The organism is Candidatus Delongbacteria bacterium (assembly GCA_041675285.1).
Lineage (GTDB): Bacteria > CAIWAD01 > CAIWAD01 > CAIWAD01 > CAIWAD01 > CAIWAD01.
The window spans coordinates 1-15445 of the sequence record JBAYTZ010000004.1 but is presented as its reverse complement, the minus strand read 5'-3'; the positions used below and the strand labels follow the sequence as shown (position 1 = coordinate 15445).

8 protein-coding genes are annotated in these 15445 nt (G+C 65.3%); 5 read left to right on the top strand and 3 right to left on the bottom strand.

From position 1 onward, the window contains the following. Positions 1-42: 42 nt before the first annotated feature. Positions 43-2580 (bottom strand): S8 family serine peptidase, encoded by a 2538-nt coding sequence (locus tag WC326_05105; GenBank protein MFA7330436.1) that lies wholly within the window; start codon positions 2578-2580, stop codon positions 43-45. A 264-nt stretch (positions 2581-2844) separates the two neighbouring features. Next, entirely contained in the window at positions 2845-7515 is a 4671-nt protein-coding gene (locus WC326_05100) for a S8 family serine peptidase (GenBank protein ID MFA7330435.1), read from the bottom strand. Positions 7516-7837: 322 nt separating this feature from the next. On the opposite strand from WC326_05100, the gene WC326_05095 reads away from it, so the two are divergent. The 5 genes from WC326_05095 (at position 7838) to WC326_05075 (ending at position 13452) form a co-directional block, all read left to right on the top strand. Next, positions 7838-9145 (top strand): hypothetical protein, encoded by a 1308-nt coding sequence (locus WC326_05095; GenBank protein ID MFA7330434.1) that lies wholly within the window; start codon positions 7838-7840, stop codon positions 9143-9145. Between the two features lie 32 nt (positions 9146-9177). Then, complete coding sequence (locus WC326_05090) at positions 9178-9804, top strand: hypothetical protein (protein MFA7330433.1); 627 nt, start codon at positions 9178-9180, stop codon at positions 9802-9804. A gap of 8 nt (positions 9805-9812) precedes the next feature. Continuing rightward, positions 9813-12155, top strand: a complete 2343-nt coding sequence (locus WC326_05085; protein ID MFA7330432.1) for a M1 family aminopeptidase — start codon at positions 9813-9815, stop codon at positions 12153-12155. Between the two features lie 246 nt (positions 12156-12401). Continuing rightward, positions 12402-12815 carry a transcriptional repressor gene (locus WC326_05080; protein ID MFA7330431.1) on the top strand — a complete coding sequence of 138 codons (414 nt, stop codon included), beginning with the start codon at positions 12402-12404 and terminating at the stop codon, positions 12813-12815. A gap of 43 nt (positions 12816-12858) precedes the next feature. Beyond that, positions 12859-13452 (top strand): glutathione peroxidase, encoded by a 594-nt coding sequence (locus tag WC326_05075; protein MFA7330430.1) that lies wholly within the window; start codon positions 12859-12861, stop codon positions 13450-13452. 41 nt (positions 13453-13493) lie between these two features. Here the strand turns inward: WC326_05075 and WC326_05070 are convergent, their stop codons facing one another. Beyond that, positions 13494-14984 carry a T9SS type A sorting domain-containing protein gene (locus WC326_05070; protein ID MFA7330429.1) on the bottom strand — a complete coding sequence of 497 codons (1491 nt, stop codon included), beginning with the start codon at positions 14982-14984 and terminating at the stop codon, positions 13494-13496. Between the last annotated feature and the right edge of the window lie 461 nt (positions 14985-15445).

Below are 15445 nucleotides of genomic sequence, written 5' to 3'. Positions count from 1 at the left end.
TGGTCAGGGTCAGCACCTGGCCTGCCGGGTTTGACGATCAGATCAGTAGACCACGCGCACTTGATAGAAGCGCATGGATCCGGCTTCGTTCAGCTGGAAGCCGGGAACGGGCACTTCGCCCAGCAGGGGCGGATCCACGTCCCAGGGCTGGGTGCCGCCGTACACGCGGTAGGCCAGGGCGCCCGGCTGGGGGCTCCAGTTCAACGTGACCACGCCCCCCGACCAGACGATGCCCAGATCGTTGACCGGCAAGCCGGCCGACACGGGCAGCAGGGCCAGCAGCTTGAAGTCGTCCAGGTACCAGCCCTCGCGCGTGGTGCCCGTGTCCGTGCCGAACAGCCAGCGCAGCTGGACGGTGGTGGTGCCGAAGGGCACGTTGACGTTCAGGCGCGTCCAGTCGGCGCTGCCGCTGAACATCGGCCGGGGCACGCCCAACCAGGCCACCAGGGCCGCGGTAGAGGTGCGGTTGCGCAGGTCGTGCGTGTAGTCGGGGCTGGGCAGGGCGTCCTGCCAGGGACCGCCGTCCAGGCTCAGCTGCAGCACGCCGCCGTCGTAGCAGGAATCCGGATAGGCCCCGGAGGTTTCCGCCGCCAGCCAGCTGCGCACGCTGGCCACGATCTCCGTGGCACCCGCCGGCAGGGTCAGCACCGGGCTGCTGAGCACGCCGCCCGCGTTGTCCGCGTAGTTAGCCGAACCCGTCCCGCCGAACTTCCAGCTCTGGGTGCCCTCATAGGCCCGGGCCGACTCCAGATGCCACTGGTCCGTGAGTCCGCCGCCCCCCTCGTGGGTGAAGGTGCTGGTGCCGTTGAAGCCTTCGGCGAACAGGAGGGTGTAGACCGCGTAACTGGCGACGGACGTGCTGGCGCTGTTGGCGTTCTCCGAGCCGTCCACGGCCGTGATGAAATACTCCACCACGCTGCCGCCGGTCTGACCCGGAATTTGGCCCGACCAGCTGGAGCCGCTCTGGGTCATGGCCACGTTGTTCCAGGCCTGTTCCGGCAGGCGCCAGGCCAGGGTCACGGAGGCCAGGCCGCTGGCGTCGGTGATCTGCGCGCCCACCGTCTGGGGCTGGGCCGCCAGCACCTGATCCAAACTGGCCGGCGTGATGTTGGGGGGATAGGTGTCGTTGAAGCCGGACAGCGCGGCCAGGACGGCCTCGTAAGCGTCCACAAACCCGTGGCCGTAGGCGTTGTCCTCGCCCGCCGGGCCCAGATCCACCGCCGTGTCCATCAGGATCTGCTTGATGGCGTCCACTTCGATGTCCGGGTTGGCCGAGCGCATCAGGGCCACCACGCCAGCCACGTGCGGGCCGGCCATGGACGTGCCGCTCATGGTCGTGTAGCTGCCGTTGTTGTAGCAGCTGTAGGTGTCCACGCCCGGCGCGCTCACTTCAGGCTTCATGGCGAAGGCGCCGCCGCAGCCGGAGGGACCGCGGGAGGAGAAGCTGGCGATAGTGTAAGGCGCGGTGGGGTCGGTGGCGCCCACGGAGAAGCAGTTGTAGGGAGTCAGCGCGCGGTCGCCCGGGCTGCGCAGCGTGGTGGCGCTTGGACCTTCGTTGCCCGCGGACCAGGTGACGCAGACGCCCGCGGCTTCGCAGTTGTCGATGGCCGCCCACCAGCGGCTGTCGCAGTCGAAGTAACCGCTGAAGCCCTCGTTGACGCCCCAGCTGTTCTGCACCACGTCCGGCACATCGTCGATGGTGCCCGGATCGTCGTCCGGATCGGCCATGAACTGGAAGGAGGCGATCACGGCGTTGTCGAAGCCGCCGCCCGTGCTCATGTTGATGCAATTGCTGGCGATCCACTGGGCTCCGGGAGCCACGCCCACTTCCAGGCCCGGAGCGCCGCCCACCATGGTGCCCATGGTGTGCGTGCCGTGGCCGTGGCCGTCGTTGGGCGTCGTGTGGCCCAGGCCGGCGGCGTCCAGCCAGCACTCCGCCGTGGGATGCCCGTTGTTGCCCCGCCAGCGGGAGGAAAGCGCCGCGTGCGTGCCCAGCACGCCCGTGTCGATGCCGCCCACCAGCGCGCCCGAACCCGTGACGCCCAGCTGATTCCAGACTTCCTGGGCGCGAACGGCCAACACCCCGGGCTCCGGCGTGCGCTGGCCGTCGCCAGGCGCGCGCTCCCCCGGCGTGGCGGGCAGGATGGGATCGATCAGCTCCACCAGCAGCTCGGGCTCGACCAGCGCCACGTCGGCCCGGGCGGCCAGTTCGCGCAGCACGCCCAGCGGCGCCTTGACCAGCACCGCGTTGGTGATCCAGTAAGACGTGTAGCCCTGGACTTTGCCCGTACGCCGCAACTGCTCCAGGCTGCGCAGCAGATCCTGCTGGCTGGAGGCGGCCCGCTCCTTCAGGCTGCGCACCACGGCCTCATGCCGGGCGGCGCGCGTGGCCCGCCGGGCGTGCAGGTCGGCGTCCAGGCCCGCGATGTCCGCCTGCTCGCGCAGGGACAGCAGAACCGTCAGCGCTTCGTCGGCGGACCGGCCGGCGGCCAATCTCTCCAGCCCGGCGGAGAACTGTCCCGCCGCGGCGGCTCCGGCCAGGGCCAGAACCAGGCTTCCCAAAGTCAGGCAACGCTTCATGCTGAGTCATCCTTGTCGCTAGAACAGCTTGTGCAGAATTGGTCGCTTTGGCCAGCACGATCGCCCCCCGCCCCGGGCGAGGACAATTCAGGTTCGAGACAGAGCGCTGCCGGAAGGATCACATCCCAAATCGGCAGCACGGCTGGCACGAGTGCTGAACAAGCTCAGGATCCGAGGCCGCAAAGAGCGTGCCCCGGCCCGACGATGAAAAAAGCCCCCCGCGACGGCTCGCGGGGGGCTGGTTGGGAACCGAATGCGGCCCGCTTACTTGGTGAAGCGCGCGCGCTCCGTCTCCGTGACCGGACGGGCCAGCGGATTGCTGTTCACCGTCGCCACGGCCGCCGCGTCGTTGCGGGTCACAACCTGGAACACCTTGGTGCCCGTGGTGACCGGAACGGAGTAGGCCAGGCCCGTGGTGTTGGCCAGGAGGGTGTAGGTGCCGTCCATGGCCGGGGCGGAGTAGACATCGTAACTGGTGGCGCCGGCGACGGCCGTCCAGCTCAGGTTGGCCAGGCTGCCCGCGTAGGCGATGCTCAGCACAACAGGATCCGGATTGGCCGGCAGGGTGCCGGTGATGCAGATGTCGTCCACATGCCAGTACCAGTCATAGAGGTCGATGAACTCGAACATGATCTTGACGTTGGCCTGGCCCGCGGCCCAGCTGGTCAGGTCGTAGTTGTACAGCCCTTCCAGGATGAACTCGGTGCCGCCGCCATCGGTGGAGTGCCACTCGGCGATCAGCTGGGTCCAGGTGGCGCCACCGTCGGTGGAACCGCGCACGTAGGCATCCGACCAGTAACCGGCGTAACCCATCCGCAGATACTGCCAGAAGTCCAGCTGGACCGTGACCTGGCCACTGCAGTCGAAGACCGGACTCACCAGCGCGGCATGGTCTTCCTGGGTGGAGGAACTGTACTGGATGTACGCCGTGTAGCCCTGCGCGCCGTAGGAGGAGGGACCCCACTCGTTGCCGGCGCCGAGGTTGACGGAGGTCCAGTCATCCAGCGTGCCCACTTCGAAGTTCTGGCAATATTCCAGACCCGCGGGGGGCAGGATGGTGAAGGTGTTGATCGCCGTGACCGCGGTGTTGTGCGCCGGGCTGGCGTCCACGGCCGTGATGGTGTAGTCGATCACCGTGCCGATGGGACGGCCGGCCAGGTTGGCCGTGTAGGTCGGGCCACCGGTCATGGCCACGTTGGTCCAGGCGCCGCCGTTGATGCGGTAGGCCAGGGTGACCGAAGTCAGGCCGGCGTTGTCCGTGACGTCCGCGTTGACCACGTAGGGGCCCGTGACGTCCTGGGTGTTCACCAGCGGGGTGTGGACGATGACCGGCAGGCTGGCGTCCACCACCTGGAAGGAATAGGTGGCGGAGGTGCCGACGTTGTGGTTGGCGCTGTTGTCAACGGCCGTGACGTAGTAGTCCACGGTGGTGACGAAGGGCTGGCCGGGGATGTTGGCCGTGTAGTTCGGGCCGCCGCTCATGGCCACGTTGGTCCAGGCGCCGCCGTTCAGCCGGTAGCTGAGGGTGACGGACTGCAGACCGGACGGGTCGGTCACGTTGGCGTTCACCGCGTAGGGACCCACGGTGTTTTCGGTGTTGCCCAGGGCCGTGTGCGTGATGATCGGCGCCGTGTTGTCCACGCCGGAGACGATCATGGTCACCGGAATGGTGATGCTCGGGGTGTCCGCGTCGTTGCAGCTGAAGTTCACCTGGCCCGTGAAGGTGCCGAAGGCGATGTCGGTGGCGTTGTAGCCCACCGAGAAGCTGCCGCTGCCGCTGGGAACCACCGTGCCCGAGGACGGGGTCACGCTCAGCCAGGGCGTCGTGGCGGCGAATTCGATGGCCAGGTTGTTCGTCAGGTAGGCCGTGTTGAAGGCCACTTGCAGACCGTCCGTGCCCGACTCGTTCTCGATGCCCACCGAGCAATTGGTGGCATTGACCACGGTCAGGTACTGGTAGACGATCCGACCGTCGGAGTGCAGGATCATCTGGAAGGTCTGGTAGTCCGAGGTGCCGTAAACCGGAACGCCCGTCCACTGGACGATGAAGCGCGAGTTGGCGCCGTCGGCGTAGTACTGCAGGGAGCCGGCGGAACCCGGATTCAGGTCGCGCATCATGCCGGCCAGCAGGGCGTTGGGATCCGCCGCGTTGGGGATACCCTGGGGAGACAGCGAGTTGCTGGTGCTGGTGAAGCTCAGCCAGCCGTTGGTGCAGACGCGCACCGCGCTGTAATCCACGCCGTAGTAGTTGAAGGTGAAGCCCAGGTTGAAGGGACCGTAGTTGGTGTCGTCGGTGTTGCCGACCACGGTGCCGATGCCGCTGATGTCGAACCAGCTGAAGGCCGGTCCGCCGGGCTCGTTGGAATCCTTCCAGGAGTAGCCGAAGGCGTCCGGGCCACCCGACAGGCGGGCGGCTTCGCCCTGACGCGGGTCGGCCTGGCCCTTGGCCAGCTCAAGGTAGGGCACCGTGGAGGCGGCGCTGAAGGTGCTGACGCTGGCGGTCCAGAGCAGGTCGCCTTCGCCCGTGTTGCTCACGTTCACGATGTCCGAAGCCGTTCCACCGGGGGAGACGGTTTCGCTCAGGCTGAGGGGATTCACCGCGACGTTGGGATACACGGCGTCGGGCGGGATGATCTCGTCCACCCAGGCGCAGTCGCTGCCCGTGTCGACGCTGCTGTCCTTGGAGTAGGTCCAGGTGAAAGTGTGGTTGCCCACGGCGACCGGGTAGGTGGCCTGGGTCCAGTCGATTTCGCCCGACCACGCGTCCTGCTGCACGCCGTCGATGTAGAAGCGCAGGTAGTCGAAGCTGGACTCGGAGGACACCTTGTAGCGGAAGGTGATCGTGCCCGGGCTGGGAACGGCCATCCCCATGTTCATGGTGGAGGTCTGGCTGTGGGTGATCAACCCGCTCTTGGCGGCGTAGGTGCCTTCGTAGACCACGTCGCTGACGATGGTCCAGGGAGCGTTGCCGCCCTGGGTCCAATTGAAGGCGGCGAAGTTGCCCGACTCGAAGCCTTCATAGATCGGCAGGTGGAAGTCCAGCGTCTGCGCGGCGTTGAAGGTGACGGTCTGGCTCTGGCTGCCCACGCCCGGCTTGAAGGCCGTGACGTTGTAGGTGAAGCCCACCGGGATGGAGGTGCTGTAGAAGCCGCTCGCATTGGTGGTGGCGTTGGGCAGGATCACGTTGGTGAAGTCGATGGTGGCACCCGGCACCGGGTTGTTGTCGGCGTCGTAGACGAAGCCGGACAGCACGGCGGAGGGGGCCGGAGTCAGCGCCACGTTCTGGGTGGTGGTGACGTCGGCCACGATGTTCACGGCCTGATTCTGCGCCACGTACCCGAAGGCGGAGTACTGCATGGTGTAGGGGCCTTCGGCCATCATCATGCTGTAGGCGCCGGAGGCGTTGGTGCTGGAGATCTGGGGACCGGCGGTGTTGCTCACGCTGGCGCCCTCGATGGGCAGACCCGAGCTGGAGCTGGTCACCGTGCCGGCCAGCGTGCCGTAGCCTTCCATCACGGCGATCACGGCCGCGTAGGCGTCGATGTGGCCGTGGCCGTAGGTGTTGTCTTCAACCCCACCGGCGGTGTCCATCAGGATCTGCTTGATGGTGTTCACGTCCACGTTTGGGTTGGCCGAACGCATCAGGGCCACCACGCCGGCCACGTGCGGGCCGGCCATGGACGTGCCGCTCATGGTCGTGAAGCCGCCGCCCGGATAGGTGCTGTAGGTGTCCACGCCCGGCGCGGACACTTCCGGCTTGATGGGATAGGGCGCGGGCGAGCACGTGGAGGGCCCGCGGGAAGAGAAGCTGGCGATCACGTTCCCGTTGACGGGATCCGTCGCGCCCACGGAGAAGCAGCTGTAGGGGGTGACGCAGCGGTCGCCCGGGCTGCGCAGGGTGCCGGCGCCCGGACCCTCGTTGCCCGCCGAGAACGTCACGCAGACGCCCGAGGCTTCGCAGTTGTCGATGGCGGCCCACCAACGGCTGTCGCAATCGACATAACCGCTGAAGTTCTCGTTGACGCCCCAGCTGTTCTGCACCACGTCGGGCACGTCGTCCAGGGTGGCCGGATTGCCGTCCGGATCCGCCATGAACTGGAAGGAGGCGATCACGGCGTTGTCGAACACGGAGCCCGTGCCGCCGGCGATCACGTTGCTGGCGATCCACATGGCGCCCGGAGCCACGCCCACGTCGCTGCCACCCACCATCGTGCCGGTGGTGTGCGTGCCGTGGCCGTTGCCGTCCTGGGGCGTGGCGTGACCCAGGCCCAGGGCGTCCAGCCAGCACTCGCTGACCGGATGGCCGTTGTTGCCGCGCCAACGCGTGCTCAGCGCCGGGTGCGTGCCGTCCACGCCCGTGTCGATGCTGCCCACCAGGGCGCCGGCGCCGTTGACACCGAGAGTGTTCCACACGTCGTCGGCGTTGATGGCCGCCAGGCCGGCGGTGATCACCCGGCTGCCGTTGTCCTGCTCGATGACCAAGCCCTTGGCCGGGATCACGGGCATGATGGCATCCACCACCAAGTCCACTTCCGCCAGGTCGATGTCGCCACGAGCCGCCAGTTGCCGCAGAACGGAAATGGGGGCGTTGACCACGACGGCGTTGGTGATCCAGTAGGGCGTGAAGCCGTTCACCTTGCCCGCGGTTTTCAGGGCCGCCAGCTCGTTCAGCAGGTCGGTCTGGGTCCGGGTGGCGGTGGACATCAGCTCACTGATCACCAGCTCGTGACGCTCGGCCAGGGTGGCCTTGCGATCCCGCAACTGCTGATCCAGGTCGGCCACCTTGGCCTGCTCCTTCAACGAGAGCAGCACCTTGATGCTTTCCGTCGAGGATTTGCCCGCCACGTAGCGTTCAAGCCCGTCCGAGAAGCTTCCAGCCAGCACGGAGCCCGCCAGGGCCATGCTGACCGCGAATCCGGTCAACGCTCTGCGCATCCTTCCTCCTTTTTCCGGGGTGTCCCAAGTGTCCAAAAACCGGCGGAGGCCACGCAACCAAATTGCGCTTCCGCGGCGTTGGGCCACTCTTTGCACCACAAGAGCTAAAACAGTGTTGATGTTTCGATTGAAATGGTTGTGTGAACCTGTTCCTGACTGCAAGTCCTCCATTTCTCGAGCAAAGCTCGTGCCCAGCTACTTGCAGTTTTTTCAACAGGTTCTGGCTTACTGACCTTCAGGGACTCTGCGGCGCTGGCTCTCTGTCCCGTGAGCGGCCCGAAACCCCTTGCCAATGCGGCCGGGCATTGTTTCCATCCATACCATGATCGGATTCGCTCCCGCCCCACTTTACCGGCCCGCCGTCCAGCTCATCGCCCGCCTGCGGGCCGCGGGTCACGAGGCCTACATCGCCGGCGGCGCCGTGCGGGATTACCTGCTGGGCCGCCCGCAGTGCGATCTGGACATCGCCACCTCCGCCCGTCCCGACCAGGTGCGAGCCCTATTCCGGCGCACCTTCGCCGTGGGGGAAGCCTTCGGCGTGGTGATCGTGCACCACCAGGGCCAGGCCTTCGAAGTCGCCACCTTCCGCGAGGAGGAAGGTTACCTGGACGGCCGGCGCCCCAGCCGGGTCAGCTATTCCACCGCCCGGGCCGACGTGGCCCGGCGGGATTTCACCATCAATGGCATGCTTTGGGACCCGGAGCGCGAGGAAATCCTGGACTGGGTGGAGGGTCGCCTCGACATTCAGCGTCGGCTGGTGCGCACCATCGGCGATCCGGAGGCCCGCTTCGGCGAAGATCGGCTGCGCATGCTGCGGGCGCTGCGCTTCAGCGCGCAACTGGATTTCGACCTGGATGCCGCGACCTTGGCCGCCATCCAGCGCCAGGCCGTCCACCTCCCCGTGGTGAGCCTGGAGCGAGTCCGGCTGGAGTTGGAAAAACTCTTCGCGGCACCCGCGGCCCGGCGCGGCCTGGTTCTGCTGGAGCCCAGCGGCCTGGGCCCCGTGCTGCGCGACCTGTTGCGGACGGACGCCCGGCGGCTGGCCGGCAAGCGGGCCGTCCAGCTGGGATCCGGTGCGGACTGGGCCTGGCTGGAGAGCTGGAGCGGGGTCCGGGATCCACTCTCTGATTCCCTGGGCTTCCAGGGTCTGCTCTGCCTGCTTTTGGATGTGGCCGGCTTCGGGCGGGACGGGTGGCAGCCCGACCAGGCACCGCAGCTCCAGGCCGGGCTGGACGCCCTGGGCCGGGCCCTGCGTTTCTCCCGCGTGGAGCTGGCCGCGGCGCGCTCCGTCGCCTGGCTGTGCGCCTGGTTGCCTGAGTTTTCCCGCCTGCGGCTGGCAGATCAGCTGCGCTGGTTGCGCCGACCGGAACGGGGCTGGCTGCTGCCCGTGCTGCGGCAGCCGCGGCTTTGGCCGGATCTGCCGCTGGAGTTGATGACCCGCCTGATCGAACGGCACCAGGCGCACTGGCAGCCGGCGCCCCTGCTGCGCGGCGAGGAGCTGCAGGCCCACGGCCTGAGCGGTCCGGCGCTGGGCCGCGTGCTGGACGAACTGGAGGCGCTGCAACTGGAGGGCGCCCTTGCCACTCCGGACGAGGCCCGCCGCTGGCTGGCCACTCACGACGGCGTCTGACAACCAACGCCCCCCAATTCTGGAGCCCCACCATGCGCCGCCCTTCCGCTCGCATCCACCGTGGTTGGTTGACCGGCCTGCTGGTGGTCGCCCTTTCCCTGCCGGCGTGGAGTCGGCCCGATGCGGCGGAGTGGGGCGGCTTCCGGGACGGTTGGCGCTTCCTGCACCGTGCCACACCTGCCACCGCGGGAAACTTCGTCCGCGAATCCAGCCGGCAGGACAGCCTGCACGCCTGGGACGCCCTGTCCTACGAGGTCGCGCTGGGGCTGGAGTTCAGTCCAGCCCACCTGGAAGCGACGGTCCGCGTGGCGCTGGTGGCGCGCGAGCCCTTGAATCTGCTGGATTTGCATTTGCGCGGCTACGAGATCCACTCCGCCCTGGTCAACGGGCAGCCGGTGGCATGGTCCCGGGAAGACGACCGGCTCCTGCTGGATCTGAGCGCCCAGCCCGCCGCCACGGGCGACAGCCTCTGGGCCGAACTCCAGTACGCTGGGCCGCCAATGGTCCACGCCGGAACCGGCCTCTTCGTTGCGCCGCAGATCGCCTACACGCTCTCCGACCCCTGGGGCACGCGCAACTGGATCGCCTGCTTCGACGAGCCCCACGACAAGGCCCTCTGGCGCGTGTCCGTCCGGGCGGACAGCAGCTTTTCACCCTGAGCAACGGCGTGCTCGAGGGCGTGCAGCCGCACGGGGACGGCACCAGCACCTGGGCCTACCGCCACGACCACCCCATGAGCAGCTATCTGGTTAGCATCGTCTGCGGCCGGCTTAGCATCCTGGAGGACGAGTGGCAGGGTCTTCCCCTTCGCTGGTTCGTCTACCCCCAGCACGTGGGTGCCGCCGGCCAGGCTGTCTCCAGAATGGATCAGATGCTGGAGTGTTTTTCGGGACTCTGGGGGGATTATCCCTTTGAGGGCTACGCCATGGGCGAGGCGCCCATCTACGGTGGCATGGGTGGCATGGAGCACCAGACCTGCACGACCATCGGCAACGGGATCCTCGCGGCGGGTCTGCAATACGAGTCCATCATCGCCCACGAACTGAGCCACATGTGGTGGGGCGACGCCCTGACCCCGGTGGATTTCCGCCAAGTCTGGCTGAACGAGGGCTGGGCCACCTACGCGGAAGCCTTGTATTTCCAACATCTTGCCAGTGGCGACGAGACCGTCTTTCTGGACTATCTGCAACAGATCCAGCAGACCTACCTCAGCTGGGACAGCGAGTACCTGCCGATTTTCGCGCCGCCCGCCGACGATCTGTTCAACATCAGCCAGTACGAGAAGGCGGCTTCCGTTCTGCACATGCTGCGCGACCTGCTGGGCGACGAGGCGTTTGGGCAGGCCCAGCGGGACTGGCAGGCCGCCCATCGCTACGGCACGGTGGGCACGGCCGAGTACCAGGCGGCGCTGGAGAACGCGGGCAACCAGGAGCTGGACTGGTTCTTTCAGCAGTGGATCTATAGCGGCGGCTACCCCACCTACCAGCACCGCACCGAACTGCGCCAAGAGGCGGACAATTGCCTGGTCCATCTGACGGTCAGCCAATCCCATCCCCGGCTGGACAGCTTCCGCGCGCGCGTGCCCCTGCGGCTGGTGAGCAGCCAGGCCACCCTGGACACCCTGGTTTGGCTGGAGCAGCCGACCCAGCAGTTCAGCTGGACTCTGCCCGGCGTCTTCGACACGCTGATCTTCAACCATCGGCACCCCGTGCTCTGTCGCCAGCAGGCCCTGCCACCCCAGCCGGGGCCGCCTCAATGGCGCGTGCTGGCGCTGGAACTGGATGACAGTCAAGGCGGAAACGGCGACGGAGATCTAGCCCAGGGGGAGAGCGCCTGGTTATCGTTACAGGTGGAGAACACGGGCGGCTGGGACACGGAGCTCCAGTTCAGCCTTTCCGGTAGCGGTGTGGAGATTGGTGGCACGTGGGAGACGATCCCGGAGAGCGCTGGTGGCATGGTGCATGAACTGCCGCTGGGCCAGGTCCAGCTCGCCGGGCTGGAATCCGCCGAAATCGGCTACCTGAATCTCATCCTCGGCTCGCACAGCGCGCACTACCCGGAACAACAGACCCCGCTGCAGCTGCCGGTGGGGGATCCCTGGCTGCTGCTGGTGGCCCCGGGCTCCCAATCCGCCCTGCTGCCCTTTTATCGCGAACAGCTGGATTCCCTCTGCGTCTTCAGCGATGTGCTGGATCCGGCGGCCACGCCCCTTCCCGCGACCTTGCGCCCCGACCACCGCGGCCTGCTCTGGTTGACGGGGGCCAGCGGGCAGTCGCTTTCAAATGCCGAGGCCCAATGGCTGGCGGCACGGGAAACCGAGCAGACAGGCGTGCTGATTTGTGGGCAGGATGCCTTCGACCTGTTGGACCCGCCCTTCCTGGATCGAATCGAGATCCTGAACCCGGACGTGAACGAAGTGCTGGTGGACGGCGAAGGCGAGTTGGCGGGTTTGACGGCCCTGCTCATCGGCGCCGGCGGGGCCCAAAACCAGAGTTCGCCCAGCTCGCTGACGTGCCCCGACGGTCTGTGCCACGTGCTGGCGCGCTATCGCAACAGTCAGGAGCCGGCCATGTGGCAGCTGGATTGGCAGGACAGTTCCCACCGGGTGATCGCAGCCGGCTTCGGCTTGGAGGCAATCTCCGGCCTGGCCAGCACCAGCAGCCGGCGCGACTGGCTGGCCCGGCTGGCTCCGCTGCTGGACGTGGAGCTTTCCGTCGCGCCCGGTCCGTCCGCCACGCTCCGGCCGGGCGGCTTCGTGCTGGGGGAGGCGCGGCCCAATCCCTTCAACCCGACGACCACGCTTTCCTATCAACTGGATCGTCCGCTGGAGGTCAGCCTGCAGGTGCATGATCTGCTGGGTCGGCAAGTGGCCCACTCGCGGGAAGGTCTGCGTGGAGCCGGAATCCACCAGCTGCGCGTGGACGGCGGCCAATTGGCTTCCGGACTGTATCTGGTGACCGTCCAGGCGGGCGAACAGCGCGCCACGCGCAAGGTGTTGCTGCTGAAATGATCAACCCAAGCCAAGGGGTTGCCGCCGGAAACGACAACGGCCCCCATTGCTGGAGGCCGCTGTACTGGGAGGTGTGAAACGGGTCGCGCCCAGCTTGGATGATTCCGCCAGGATCCGCGCTGGACGATCATTAAGGTTATGAAATGAATTTGCGTTGTCAATAAGTCGTGAGGATTTTGTCCAAATCCGCACAGATGATTTTGACAAGTCAAATAGTATGTTGTCCAAAAGGTCGAAAGGATTAACATGCAACGGGATACGCGCCAACGGCGAGCCATTCGAGAAGTTGTCATGGTCCAGGCCCGGCCGTTGACCCCGCTGGAAATTCTCACCGAGGCGCAGAAATTGGTGGCCCGCCTGGGCCTGGCCACCGTCTACCGTAACCTGCGCATGCTGCTGGACGAGGGCTTTCTGCGGGAAGTGCTGATCCCCGGCGACTCCCCCCGCTACGAGCAGGCCGGCAAGGGCCATCATCACCACTTCTTCTGCTTTCGCTGCGGCAAGGTGTTTGAGATCGCCGGCTGCCGCCCCGAGGTGAACACCTTGGTGCCGGCGGGTTACATCCAGGAGTTCCACGAGTTGACCTTTTACGGAAGCTGCGCCGGTTGTGCCCTGGAATCAACAGACAAACCCGTCGAGGCCGGAACCCATCGAATTTAGGTCAAACTAACTTAGCTTGACCGCCCCAAAACAAGGAGCTGTCATGCCTGGCATCCTGCGCCGCCTCACCACCCTGGGCCTCTTCCTGCTCTGTTCCTGCGGCCTGAACCAGCGCAAGCTCGATTCCAACGCCGGCACGGAGAACGGGAGCATCAGCTTGAATCACCAATTGACCCGCATCGACGGCAGCACGGAGTCCATGACGGACTACCAGGGCAAAGCCCTGCTCATCGTCAACACGGCCTCCAAGTGCGGCTTCACCAAGCAGTACGCCGGCCTGGAGGAACTGCACCGGCGCTACTCGGCCAAGGGGCTGGTGGTGATGGGCTTTCCCTGCAACGACTTCTTGGGCCAGGAGCCGGGGACCAACGAGGAGGTCCTCGAGTTCTGCCAGAACACCTTCCAGGTGGACTTCCCCATGTTCGCCAAGCTGACCGTCCAGGGCGACAGCATCCACCCGCTCTACAAGACCCTGACCAGCGAGATCGCCGAATCCCTGCGCGGCCCCATCAAATGGAACTTCACCAAGTTCCTGGTGAACCCGGCCGGCCAGGTGGTGGGCCGCTTCGAGCCCAAGGTGGAGCCGCTGGACGCCGAGCTGCTGGCCGCCATCGAGAGCGTGCTGCCCGTCCGCTGACGCCGCCCCAGGCCGTGATCACAAGTGATTGACCGTCAGGATCAACGCAGCAGCGTAACGGTCCGAGTCGCTTGCCGCCCACCCACCTCCAGCGTGACCAGATAGGTCCCGCTGGCCATCCGCTCCGCCTGGAAGGGAGCGAAGTGCGTACCGGCCGGCAGCGCGCCGTTCCGCAACACGGCCACCTCTTGACCCAGCAGATTGTGCACGCTGAGCTTGACGATCGCCGGGCGAGTGAGGGTGAAGGGAATGCGCGTCACCGGGTTGAAGGGGTTGGGCCAGGGGGCGCCCAGGCTGAAGCTCTGGGGCTCAGTGATGGGCCGCCACGGCGACACAGCCACCCAATTCGTGTCAGGAGTCAGGCTGGCGTGAGGTCCGCCCGTGTAGCCGATGTCACAGCGCAGGCCGCCCAGACTGGGCCAGAGCGGAATGCCTGGGTTGGTCAGATCCTCGACATCGTTGAAGGCGAAGTCTGGGGCTCCGGCATCCACGCAGGGCGAATCCGGCGACAGGTAGGGCACGCCACGCTCCAGATCGAACAACGGATCAAGGCCTACCAGATTGCCCTCACCAGGCACGGCCTCCTCGGCCAAGTTGTATTGCCAGTCCTGTGTAATGGGCAGATTCCATTCGACCAACTGCTGATAGCTATTGTCGTAAAACAGGCAATTGCGCACGTGGAGGTCTATCGGTTGGTAGAAATTGAACAGGTGCCGCATGCCGTCACACCCTGTCACGGTCACGTTCTCAAAGTCAGCGCGCGGAACGATGCCTTGGTAGTCGTTCGCCACGGCGACTTGCAGCACCGCCTGCTGGCTGTTGCGTTGATAGGACGGCGAGAGGTGATTCAGCGCAACGTCGACATTCTCGATGAGCACGTTGCGGAATCGATAGTAGGGTGGGGCCTGGGGACTGAAATTGTCCCCGATGTAGAACGCCGCCCGCCCCACATTCCGCAGAATGACATTGTCCAAAAGTAGTGAGTCACCGCCCAAGTCGATGCCGCCGTCGTCACAGTCTTCCAACAACACATTCCTCACACTCACCTTGCCTCCTCCAAAAGCCAGGGTATAGCTCATGCCGGAGTACGAGATGCCATCTCCCGCCAGGGTCTCGGGGATGCTGTTTGGTTGTTGGCTGTTGCGGACCAACACGTTATCTACGGTGACATTGTTACCGTTGGCCCACAATTCACGACCATAGTTGCCCGTGTATCCGAATGCAGGGAGAGTGGAATAGTCGTCCAGATCTTCCACGCGGTTGTTCTCGAAGACCAGGTTCTCGAAATGGACGTCGTCTCCCAACCCGTTTTTCACCATCGCACCCAGCACGTAATTGCCGCCCGTTCCCGATGCATCCGGGTGGGGCGGCAGTATCACGCTGTTGTTATAGATGCGGGAATCCAGCAGGCTGGTCCGTCGAGTGTACAGCAAGCCCGTGCCCACATGGCTGGTGCTGTCGCCGGAGACGTTGTCATGCATGTCCAAGTGACGGATGGTGGCTCGATTGTCGACGGTTCCGAATTTGATCAAGGTATCGTATGTGCCAACCAAAGATCGATTATCATGAACATGAAGACTATCTATCTCTAGAATTGGCGTTTCGCAATTCAGATATAAAGCTGGCGTAGTTGTCGCCGTTACCCCACCGACTTCCAGATTCGTTATTCTAGCCCAGGATGTTCCGTTATATGATTCTGAACATTGAATTTGTAATGCTCCTCCAATCGTCTGCGGGTTGTTAATAAATCTGAAATTTCGATACGATAAGCCATTAGCCCTCCTAGTACTATTAAGAAAACTGCTTAATGTACCGCTATTAAAAACGAAAATGTTTGAAATCTCCAGCGTGTCCTTTTCTGACATTAACGTCACTAGTGTCCGGTTAGAAGTCGAACAAAAACAATTGGTTACCATCTGATGCTTGCTCGATTTGGGAACCTTCGGCTCTCAAGGCGCTTCGTAGCTGGGTTTTCTCGAAGACAGAGATGGAC

Excerpts from the sequence above, each read along its gene's own strand:
- WC326_05105 (MFA7330436.1), bottom strand. The coding sequence starts at position 2,580 with ATGAAGCGTTGCCTGACTTTGGGAAGCCTGGTTCTGGCCCTGGCCGGA.
- WC326_05100 (MFA7330435.1), bottom strand. The coding sequence starts at position 7,515 with ATGCGCAGAGCGTTGACCGGATTCGCGGTCAGCATGGCCCTGGCGGGC.
- WC326_05095 (MFA7330434.1), top strand. The coding sequence starts at position 7,838 with ATGATCGGATTCGCTCCCGCCCCACTTTACCGGCCCGCCGTCCAGCTC.
- WC326_05090 (MFA7330433.1), top strand. The coding sequence starts at position 9,178 with ATGCGCCGCCCTTCCGCTCGCATCCACCGTGGTTGGTTGACCGGCCTG.
- WC326_05080 (MFA7330431.1), top strand. The coding sequence starts at position 12,402 with ATGCAACGGGATACGCGCCAACGGCGAGCCATTCGAGAAGTTGTCATG.
- WC326_05075 (MFA7330430.1), top strand. The coding sequence starts at position 12,859 with ATGCCTGGCATCCTGCGCCGCCTCACCACCCTGGGCCTCTTCCTGCTC.